We start from the raw sequence: 1,089 nt of genomic DNA on the forward strand, positions 1-1,089 counted from the left end.
AAATCCAGACGACGTTGCTTTGATTGCGCTGCGACTGCAGCGACAGCACGCACTCGGTACCGAACGGTTTCGGAGCATGATCGAAGCCCAGTTACAGCGGCGCGCAGGTCCGGCAAAGATTGGGCGTCCGTCTAAGGCTCGATAGATATTGGAAAGTGCACTCTGACTCTTGTTTCCTTAACTCTGGTCCCTGTTTCGATGCCCTGTTTCGAGGATTGGGCGTCTGTCTAAAATTTGATCGTCTCGGAGAGTGGAAAGTCCACTCTGACCCCTGTTTGGCACGTGGGTTTGGCAAAGATCGCGTCCATCTGAGGCTCGACTGGTTTCGGAGATTGGATATGAAAGTCTACTCTGCCCCCTATTTTTTGGATGGATCTTGGAAAGCACGGCCCTCTGTTTCGTCCCCCTTTTTCGAAAGCTTAAGTAGGAGATGGGTCTTTCGCAGCTCGATAAACCTTTGAGGCTTCTACTATGTCCAATTTCTCGTCGCCTATAGCTTCAATTGGATATCCAAGCACTGTGTCAAATGTCTTTTTCGCATCGGGCGTAAGTAGCTCATATATTTCAAATACATTTTTTTCATTTACAACTCTGAACGCCATTTCGGCAATGTCGACATCAGCAAAATCATCTTGGCGAATTGGTTCATCATTACGTCTTCTTTCGCAAATGGCGACTAATACTGGGTATGGGTTTTTTATTGAATCGCACAGCAGGTTCCATTTTTCTGGGCCATATATTTCCTGCAGTTCGGACCGGTCCGATTCATATCTACTGTCCCCGGTTACTGCTCGTCTGTAATGTTCGTAGATGGAGAAGTCCAGCACGGAAAGATATCTTTGCACGTTATCGGCAGAAATAAGTGAAGAAAAATATCTGTGGAAGTCTGAAACTGAACGCCCTGCCAGGCCCAGGGTGTTGTTATTCACAAATTGCCTCCATTATTTCCAAATAATTTCTTGTATTTGCCAACCTATAGAAACAGGGGTCAGAGTGCATTTTCTTAGCTTCGTATCCGTAATTAACCGATGGTGGTCGGCGCCATACTAAAACAGGCTGTGTGTCGTCCCCGCAAGGATGCGTAGTATG

General features: G+C 46.7%; 1 protein-coding gene. It reads right to left on the reverse strand.

Annotated features, from left to right (window positions below):
* Window positions 1–419: 419 nt before the first annotated feature.
* The gene (locus tag ASD86_RS26415; protein WP_157476170.1) at window positions 420–929 is read right to left on the reverse strand and encodes a hypothetical protein; all 510 of its coding nucleotides are present in this window, start codon (window positions 927–929) and stop codon (window positions 420–422) included.
* Between the last annotated feature and the right edge of the window lie 160 nt (window positions 930–1,089).

The sequence above is a fragment of the Lysobacter sp. Root690 genome (genome assembly GCF_001427785.1).
In the GTDB taxonomy this organism is placed as follows: Bacteria; Pseudomonadota; Gammaproteobacteria; order Xanthomonadales; family Xanthomonadaceae; genus Lysobacter.